We start from the raw sequence: 261 nt of genomic DNA on the forward strand, positions 1-261 counted from the left end.
GTACCGTTTGCTCGGCAGCGAACTCGAACAACTCGGCGCGCAAGCGGAATTGCTGCTGAGCGATTCGACCTGGGGCGAGCGCGCCACGGGCGGCATGCAATTGCCCGGCATTCTGGTGAGATCGTTTGAATTGACGTTGTGAGCGTATGGATCAACACCTCGAAACAGAAAAACCCGAGAGCACACCCGAGGGCTTGACGCTGCGCGCACTGCGCCCCGCCGACGCCGAGCAGTTCCACGCCATGCAGCAGTTGCCGGCGG

Annotated in this window: 1 pseudogene; it reads left to right on the forward strand. The window is 62.5% G+C overall.

Going from position 1 to position 261, the window contains the following annotated elements:
- Positions 1 to 142, forward strand: a pseudogene (locus SB771_RS35260) (TldD/PmbA family protein); the annotation flags it as partial.
- Positions 143 to 261 lie beyond the last annotated feature (119 nt).

Origin of the sequence: Burkholderia sp. SIMBA_051 (assembly GCF_046534915.1) — a bacterium.
GTDB lineage: Bacteria > Pseudomonadota > Gammaproteobacteria > Burkholderiales > Burkholderiaceae > Burkholderia > Burkholderia ambifaria.